We start from the raw sequence: 8,999 nt of genomic DNA, 5'->3' as shown, positions 1-8,999 counted from the left end.
CCTCCGGCACCACCACCGGACTCCACTCCACCCGCCACAACGACCGGCCCACCACCCCACCAGCCGACTCCAACTGCCCCACCGACACCGGCCGGCCCACCACCGACCCCACCGACAGAACAGGAGCACCCGTGACGTCCGCGACGTTCAGGCTGAGGTTGTTGTCGGAATCGGCTCCGGACTGAGCGATGTGGACGCGTAGGCGGGTGGCGCCGGTGGCGTGCAGGGTGACCTGGTTCCAGACGAACGGCAGTACCGGCTCGCCGTCCCGGTCGCCGCTCTCGTCGACCAGCGCCGCGTGCATCGCTGCATCCAGCAGCGCCGGATGCAGCCCGAAACGGGACGCCTCCGCGTGCTCCTCCTCGGGCAGTTCCACCTCGGCGAAGACGTCGTCACCACGCCGCCAGGCCGCCTTCAGCCCCTGGAACACCGGGCCATAGGCATACCCCTGGCGCAGCAGCAAGGCGTAGGCGTCCTCGATGCCGACCGGTGCGGCACCGGTCGGCGGCCACACCGCCAGGTCCTCACCCGGCCGGGCCACCGCAACGTCACCGACGCTGCCCTGGGCGTGCAGCAGCCAGCCGCCGCCCGCCTCCGTCTCCGGACGGGAGTGCACCGTGACGGTACGCATCCCCGACCCGTCCGCGGCACCGACCGCGACCTGGATCTGCACACCACCGTGCTCGGGAAGCACCAACGGCGCCTGAAGCGTCAGCTCCTCCAACACCCCGCAACCCACCTGATCAGCAGCATGCAGCGCAAGCTCCACGAACCCGGTGCCGGGCAGCAGCACACTGCCGAGCACATCGTGATCGGCGATCCAGGCGTGCGTGTTCAGGGACAGTCGGCCGGTCAGCACCACGCCGTCCGTGTCGGCCAGGCTGACTGCCGCACCGAGGAGTGGATGCCCGGCGGCACTCAGACCGGCAGCCGAGATGTCGACGCCTTCGCCTCCGTACCAGGAGTCCGCCATGTACTCGCGCGTCCCCAGCCAGTAGCGCTCGCGCTGGAAGGCGTAGGTGGGCAGGTCGACACGTCCGGCGCCGCGTCCGGCGTAGAAGGCGGCCCAGTCGACGGTGCCGCCCGAGGCGAACACCTGCCCCAGCGCCGTCACCGCCGTCACATCCTCCGCCCGGTCCTTGCGCAGCACCGGCGCGAACACCACCTCGTCCGCGTCCGTGTCGAGGATCTGACGGGCCAGACCCGTCAGCACCGGGTCCGGACCGCACTCCACAAACCGCACCACACCCAGCTCACGCAGGGCACCGACCCCGTCCGCGAACCGCACCGGCTCGCGCACATGCCGCACCCAGTACCCCGGATCCGTCAACTCCCCCGCACCCGCGACCGCACCCGACACATTCGACACCACAGGGATCGTCGGCTCGGCATACGACAGCGACGCCACGACCGTACGGAACTCGTCCAGCATCGGCTCCATCAGCGGCGAGTGGAACGCGTGCGAGACCCGCAGCCGGCTCACCCGCCGCCCCAGACCCGTGAAGTGCTCACCCACCGCCTCCACGCCGGTCTCGGTACCGGACACGACCACGGACGTCGGCCCGTTGACCGCGGCGATCCCCACCCCTTCGGGCAGCACCGGCAGCACCTCGTCCTCAGTGGCCTCCACGGCCAGCATCGCCCCACCCGACGGCAGCGCATCCATCAGACGCCCGCGCGCCGCGACCAGCGTCGCCGCATCCTCCAGCGACAGGACTCCCGCCACATGCGCGGCGGTCACCTCACCGATCGAATGCCCCGCCACCACATCCGCGCGCACACCCCACGACTCCACCAACCGGAACAACGCCGACTCCACCGCGAACAGCCCCGCCTGCGCGAACACCGTCCGGTTCAGCAGATCCGCATCCTCACCCCACACCACCCCACGCAACGACCGCCCCAAAAGCGGGTCCAGCCGCTCGCACGCCGCATCGAACGCCGACGCGAACACCGGGAAGGCGTCATACAGCTCCCGGCCCATCCCCAGCCGCTGACTGCCCTGACCGGTGAACACCACCGCGGTCCGGCCCCCGGGACGGGCCCGCACCACCGAGCCCTCGATCGACTCCAGTGCGCCCAGCAGCTCGTCACGGTCCCGGCCCACCACCACCGCACGCCGCTCCAACACGGCCCGCGACGACACCAACGACAACCCCACATCCACCGGCGACAACGCGGCATCACCATCGACATGGGCACGAAGCCGCTCCGCCTGCGCCACCACCGCCGACACCCCACGCCCCGACACCACCCACGGCACCACCGACGACCCCACCGGAGCACCCAGAGCGTCAGCCTCCACCGGTTCCACCGAAGGCGGCTCCTCCACGATCACATGCGCGTTCGTCCCACTCAGACCGAACGACGACACACCCGCACGCCGCGGCCGCCCCTCCTCCGCCGCAGGCCACTCCCGCGCCTCCGTCAACAGCTCCACAGCACCCGCGTCCCAGTCGACGTTCGGGGTGGGAGCGTCCACGTGCAGCGTCTTCGGCATCATGCCGTTCCGCATCGCCATGATCATCTTGATGACGCCCGCGACACCCGCCGCCGCCTGCGTGTGACCCATGTTCGACTTGATCGACCCGAGCCACAGCGGCCGGTCCTCGGGACGGTCCTGACCGTAGGTGGCCAGCAGCGCCTGCGCCTCGATCGGGTCACCCAGCGTCGTACCCGTACCGTGCGCCTCCACCACGTCGACCTGGTCGGCCCCCAGGCGCGCACTCGCCAGGGCCTGCCGGATCACCCGCTGCTGCGACGGGCCGTTCGGGGCCGTCAGACCATTGCTCGCCCCGTCCTGGTTGATGGCGCTGCCGCGCACCACGGCCAGCACCGGGTGACCATTGCGGCGCGCGTCCGACAGACGCTCCACCAGCAGCATGCCCACGCCCTCGCCCCAGCCCGTACCGTCCGTGGAGGCGGCGAAGGACCGGCAGCGGCCGTCGGAGGCCAGGCCGCGCTGGCGGCTGAACTCGACGAAGACCTCGGGCGTCGCCATCACGGCGACGCCGCCCGCCAGCGCCAGGGAGCACTCCCCCGAGCGCAGCGCCTGGGCCGCCAGGTGCAGGGCGACCAGGGAGGACGAGCACGCCGTGTCCACGGTCACCGCCGGACCCTCGAGACCGAAGACGTACGAGACGCGGCCGGAGGCGATGGCGCCCGTGCTGTTGTTGGCCGCGTAGTCGTGGTACATCATTCCGGCGAACACGCCGGTGTCGCTGCCCTTGAGGGTGGCGGGGTCGATGCCGGCCCGCTCGAACGTCTCCCACGACGTCTCCAGGAGCAGCCGCTGCTGGGGGTCCATGACCAGCGCCTCGTTCGGGCTGATACCGAAGAAGTCGGGATCGAAGCGGTCCGCGTCGTGCAGGAACCCGCCTTCGCGCGTGTACGTGGTGTTGGGTCGTTCACCGCTGGGGTCGTAGACCTGCTCCACGTCCCAGCCCCGGTTGTCCGGGAACTCCGACACGGCGTCCACACCGTCGGACACCAGCCGCCACAGGTCCTCGGGCGACGCCACACCACCCGGGAAACGGCACGCCATCCCCACGATCACGATCGGCTCGTCGTCGTAGGCGAGTACGGGTGCCGCCGCGGCGACGACGTCCTGCGTGTCGGCGACCTGCTCCAGCAGATGGCGGGCGAGGGCATCCGGCGTCGGGTAGTCGAAGACCAGGGTGGCAGGCAGGCGCATGCCGACGGCTTCACCGAGAGCGTTGCGGAACTCCACCGCGGTCAGCGAGTCGAATCCGAGCTCCTGGAACGCCCTGCTCGGCTCGATGGCATGACCGCCTGCGTGTCCGAGCACCCCGGCCGCCCGGCCCAGGACCAGTTCGAGGACCGCCCCGTGCCGCTCGCCCTCCGGCAGGGAGGCCAGCCGACGGCGCAGCGCGCTCGGCTCACCGGCGGAACCGGAGGAGCTGCGCCGCCGCGTCACCGGGACGAGGGTGCGGAACACGCTCGGCAGACGGTCGCCCTGTGCACGCAGCGCGGGCAGGTCGAGACCGGCGGGGACGAGCAGCGGGTCGTGCGAGGCATGGGCCGCGTCGAAGAGGGCGAGACCCTGCTCGCTGGTGAGCGCGTGCATGCCGGTCTGCGAAATGCGGGAGAGGTCGGTGTCGTTGAGCGCGTTGGCCATGCCGCCGGACTGCTCCCACAAGCCCCAAGCCAGCGACTGGGCCACGAGTCCGTTGGCCCGGCGGTGCGCGGCGAGGGCGTCGAGGAAGGCGTTGGCCGCGGCGTAGTTGCCCTGGCCCGGGGCGCCGAGGACGCCGGCGGCCGAGGAGAACACGACGAACATCGACAGGTCGTGGTCCGAGGTCAGCTCGTGCAGGTTCAGCGCGGCGTCCACCTTCGGGCGCATGACCCGTTCGAGGCGCTCGGGCGTGAGCGAGCCGAGGACGCCGTCGTCCAGTACGCCGGCGGTGTGCACGACGCCGCCGAGCGCCACACCGTCCAGCAGCTCCGCGAGCGCCGCACGGTCGGACACGTCGCATGCCCGCAGGTCGACCTCGGCCCCCAGGCCGGACAGCTCCGCGCAGAGTTCGGCGGCACCGGGCGCGGACATGCCGCTACGGCTGGTCAGCAGCAGTCGGCGTACTCCGCGCTCGGTCACCAGGTGCCGTGCAAGCAGGGCGCCGAGTGCACCCGTGCCACCGGTGACGAGCACCGTCCCCGGGTCGGAGCCCTGGTCCGTGCCCGAGTCCGTGCCCGGGTCCGGGGCTCCTGTGCCGGCGGCCCGCACCAGCCTTGCCGCGTGCGGTACGTCCTGCCGAACCACGAGCTGGGGTTCGGCCGTCGTTACCGCGTGGCGGACGAGCGCGTCGAGGTCGGACACCTCGTCGGTGTCCACGATGAGAATGCGGTCGGGGTTCTCCGACTGGGCGGCACGAACGAGCCCGTGGACGGACGCCGCCGCGAGGTCGGAGACGTCTTCGCCGGGGAGCGCGGCGGCACCTCGGGTGAGGACCAGGAGGCGTGCCTCGGCGAAGCGCTCCTCGGCGACCCAGGTCTGCAGGGTCTTCAGGGCTCGGTTCGCCGCGGCGCGCACGGCTTCCGCGGTGGTGGTGCCGTCGGCGCTGCCGGATACGGCCCCCGCCTCGCAACGCCATACGACGACGTCCGGTACGGGCGTGTCCAGTACAAACGACTCGGTGTCACCCTCGGTGACGTCCTCCCAGTAGCGCCAGGTGACAGGCGTCGTAGACGCGGCGACCGGGAGTTCGGTCCAGTCCAGACGGAACAGGGAGTCGCGGTGGACGGCCCCGGCTGCGGCGAGCTGGTCGGTCGAGATGGGGCGCAGGACGAGCGACTCGACCGTGGCGACTCGCTGCCCGGTCGTATCCATGACCTCGACCGTCACCGCGCCGGCGCCCGAGGGCACCAGACGTACGCGGACGTCCGAGGCGCCCTCGGCATGCAGCGTCACCCCGGACCAGGCGAACGGAAGCGCGCCCTGCTCCCCGATGGTCCCGGTGAAGACGGCGGCGTGCAGGCAGGCGTCCAGTACGGCGGGGTGCAGCGCGAACCGCTCGGCCCCCACGCGCGCCTGCTCGGGGAGGGTGACCTCGGCATACACCTCACCCCCGTCCGCGGACTTCCACACCGAGGTCAGTCCGCGGAACACCGGGCCGTAGGCCATGCCGGCCTCGGTGAACCCCTCGTACAGTCCGTCCAGTCCGACGGGCACGGCGCCGGCCGGCGGCCACTGGGCGACGGCCGGCTTCTCGGCCTGCGGAGCCCCGGGGGCCAGCACACCCGCGGCATTCCGGGTCCAGGGCAGGTCGGCGGTCACGGAGTCCTGCCGCCGGGAGTAGACGGTGACGGTGCGGACGCCCGTGTCCTCCGCGGCACCGACCGCGACCTGGACCTGTACGCCACCGTGCTCGGGAAGCACCAGCGGCGCCTCCAAGGTCAGTTCCTCGACGACGCCGCAGCCGACCTGGTCGCCCGCCCGTATGACGAGTTCCACGAACCCGGTGCCGGGGAAGAGGATGGTGTCGCCGACGACGTGGTCGGCGAGCCAGGGCTGGGTGTCGGTGGACAGGCGTCCGGTGAGTACCACGCCGTCGCTGTCGGCCAGGGTGATGGTGGCGCCGAGCAGCGGGTGTTCGGCCGTGTCGAGCCCGGCCGAGGCGACGTCCGCGGCCCCGAGCCCGGCGTCGATCCAGTAGCGCTCGCGCTGGAAGGCGTAGGTGGGCAGGTCGACGCGTGCGGCGCCGCGTCCGGCGTAGAAAGCGGTCCAGTCGACGGTGCCCCCGGAGGCGAACACCTGCCCCAGCGCCGTCACCGCCGTCACATCCTCCGCCCGGTCCTTGCGCAGCACCGGCGCGAACACCACCTCGTCGGCATCGGCGTCCAGGGTCTGGCGGGCCAGACCCGTCAGCACCGGGTCGGGTCCGCACTCCACGAACCGGACCGCACCCAGCTCACGCAGGGCACCGACCCCGTCGGCGAACCGGACCGGCTCGCGCACATGCCGCACCCAGTACTCCGGATCCGTCAGCTCCCCGGCGCCTGCGACCGCGCCCGACACATTCGAGACCACAGGGATCCCCGGTTCCGCATACGACAGCGACGCGACCACGGCACGGAACTCGTCGAGCATCGGTTCCATCAGCGGGGAGTGGAAGGCGTGCGAGACCCGCAGCCGGCTCACCCTCCGCCCCAGACCCGCGAAGTACTCACCCACCGTCTCCACGCCGGTCTCGGTGCCGGACACGACCACGGACGTGGGCCCGTTGACCGCGGCGATCCCCACCCCTTCGGGCAGCACCGCCAGCACCTCGTCCTCAGCGGCCTCCACCGCCAGCATCGCCCCACCCGACGGCAGCGCATCCATCAAACGCCCGCGCGCCGCGACCAGCGTCGCCGCGTCCTCCAGCGACAGGACTCCCGCCACGTGCGCGGCGGTCACCTCACCGATCGAATGCCCCGCCACCACATCCGGGCGCACACCCCAGGACTCCACCAGCCGGAACAACGCGCTCTCCACGGCGAAGAGCCCGGCCTGTGCGAACACGGTCCGGTTCAGCAGCTCCGCATCCTCACCCCACACCACCTCACGCAACGACCGGCCCAGCAGACCGTCCAGCCGCTCGCACGCCGCGTCGAACGCCGACGCGAACACCGGGAAGGCGTCATACAGCTCCCGGCCCATCCCCAGCCGCTGACTGCCCTGACCCGTGAACACCACCGCCGTCAAACCATCCGAGGCCACCCCCTGCTGCACCCCCGCAGCAGGCTCACCCGCCGCCACCGAACCCAGACCGGCCAGCAACTCGTCACGGTCCCGGCCCACCACCACCGCACGCCGCTCCAACGCAGCCCGCGACGACACCAACGACAACCCCACGTCCACCGGCGACAGCGCGGCATCACCATCGACGTAGGCATGAAGCCGCTCCGCCTGCGCCCGCAGGCTGTCGGCGCTGCGACCGGAGACGGACCACAGCACGGGTCCGGTCTGGACGGCCGGCGCCGGGGAGTCCGCCTCGGCGGTCTCGGTCTCCACGTCCGCGGGGACCGGAGCCTGCTCCAGGATGATGTGCGCGTTCGTACCGCTGACACCGAACGACGAGATACCGGCCCGGCGCGGGTGGTCGCCCTCGGGCCACTCCACGGGCTCGGTGAGCAGTCGTACGTTGCCCGCGGACCAGTCGATGTGCGTCGAGGGCTGGTCCACGTGCAGGGTGCGGGGCATCCGGCCGTGCCGCATCGCCATGACCATCTTGATGATGCCGCCGACACCGGCCGCGGCCTGCGCGTGACCGATGTTGGACTTGATTGAACCCAGCCACAGCGGCCGGTCCTCCAGCCGCTCCTGGCCGTACGTCTCCAGCAGCGCCTTCGCCTCGATCGGGTCACCCAGCGTCGTACCCGTACCGTGCCCCTCGACGACGTCGACCTGGGACGAGGGGATCCGGGCCGCGGCGAGGGCCTGGCGGATGACGCGCTGCTGCGACGGGCCGTTCGGGGCGGTCAGGCCGTTGCTGGCCCCGTCCTGGTTGATGGCGCTGCCGCGCACCACGGCCAGCACCGGGTGACCGTTGCGGCGCGCGTCCGACAGACGCTCCACCAGCAGCATGCCCGCGCCCTCGGACCAGCCCGTGCCGTCGGCCGCCTCGGCGAAGGCCTTGCAACGGCCGTCGGGAGCGAGTCCGCGCTGCTTGCTGAAGGCGATGAACGGCGAGGGGGTCGACATCACCATGACGCCGCCTGCCAGGGCCAGGGAGCACTCCCCGGAGCGCAGCGCCTGGGCCGCCAGGTGCAGGGCGACCAGGGAGGACGAGCACGCCGTGTCCACGGTCACCGCCGGACCCTCAAGGCCGAGGGTGTAGGAGACCCGGCCGGAGATGACGGCCGCCGAGCCGGCGGTGGTCATGTATGCCTCGGCCAGTTCCGGTGCCGAGTCCAGGAGTGACTGGTAGTCCTGGATGCCGGAGCCCGCGAAGACACCGACCCGGCTGCCCCGGACCGAGGTGGGGTCGATGCCCGCGCGTTCGAACGCCTCCCAGGCGACCTCCAGCATGAGTCGCTGCTGGGGGTCCATGGCCTGCGCCTCACGCGGGCTGATCCCGAAGAAGGCGGGGTCGAAGTGACCTGCGTCGTGAACGAAGCCGCCCTCTTGGACATAGCTGGTGCCGGAACGGTCCCCGTCCCGGTCGAAGAGCCGACCGACGTCCCAGCCCCGGTCCGCGGGGAACTGCGAGATGGCGTCACGGCCCTCGTCGACCAGCTGCCAGAGCTCCTCCGGAGTGCCGACGCCGCCCGGGTAGCGGCAGCTCATCGCCACGATCGCGATCGGCTCCGGCTCCTGGCTCTCGACTTCCTGCAGGCGCCGCCGGGTCTGGTGGAGGTCGGCCGTGACACGCTTGAGATAGTCGAGAAGCTTCTCGTCGTTCGCCATCTCAGTCTCTCCGAGTCCTGTGCTTCGAAAGCCCGGTCTTGGGAGACCGGGGGGCTGGTCAAATGGGCCGGGAAGGCTCGTCACGTACCCG

General features: G+C 71.7%; 1 protein-coding gene. It reads right to left on the bottom strand.

Annotated features, from left to right (window positions below; all coding sequences use genetic code 11):
* Positions 1 to 8,908 (bottom strand): type I polyketide synthase (locus tag ACH4D3_RS36735; protein WP_398331719.1); only part of this gene is annotated, 8,908 nt, incomplete at its 3' end.
* Between the last annotated feature and the right edge of the window lie 91 nt (positions 8,909 to 8,999).

It is taken from the genome of Streptomyces sp. NPDC018026 (assembly GCF_044327745.1).
GTDB classification, from domain to species: domain Bacteria; phylum Actinomycetota; class Actinomycetes; order Streptomycetales; family Streptomycetaceae; genus Streptomyces; species Streptomyces rubrogriseus.
This window is presented reverse-complemented; position numbering and strand designations above follow the sequence as displayed.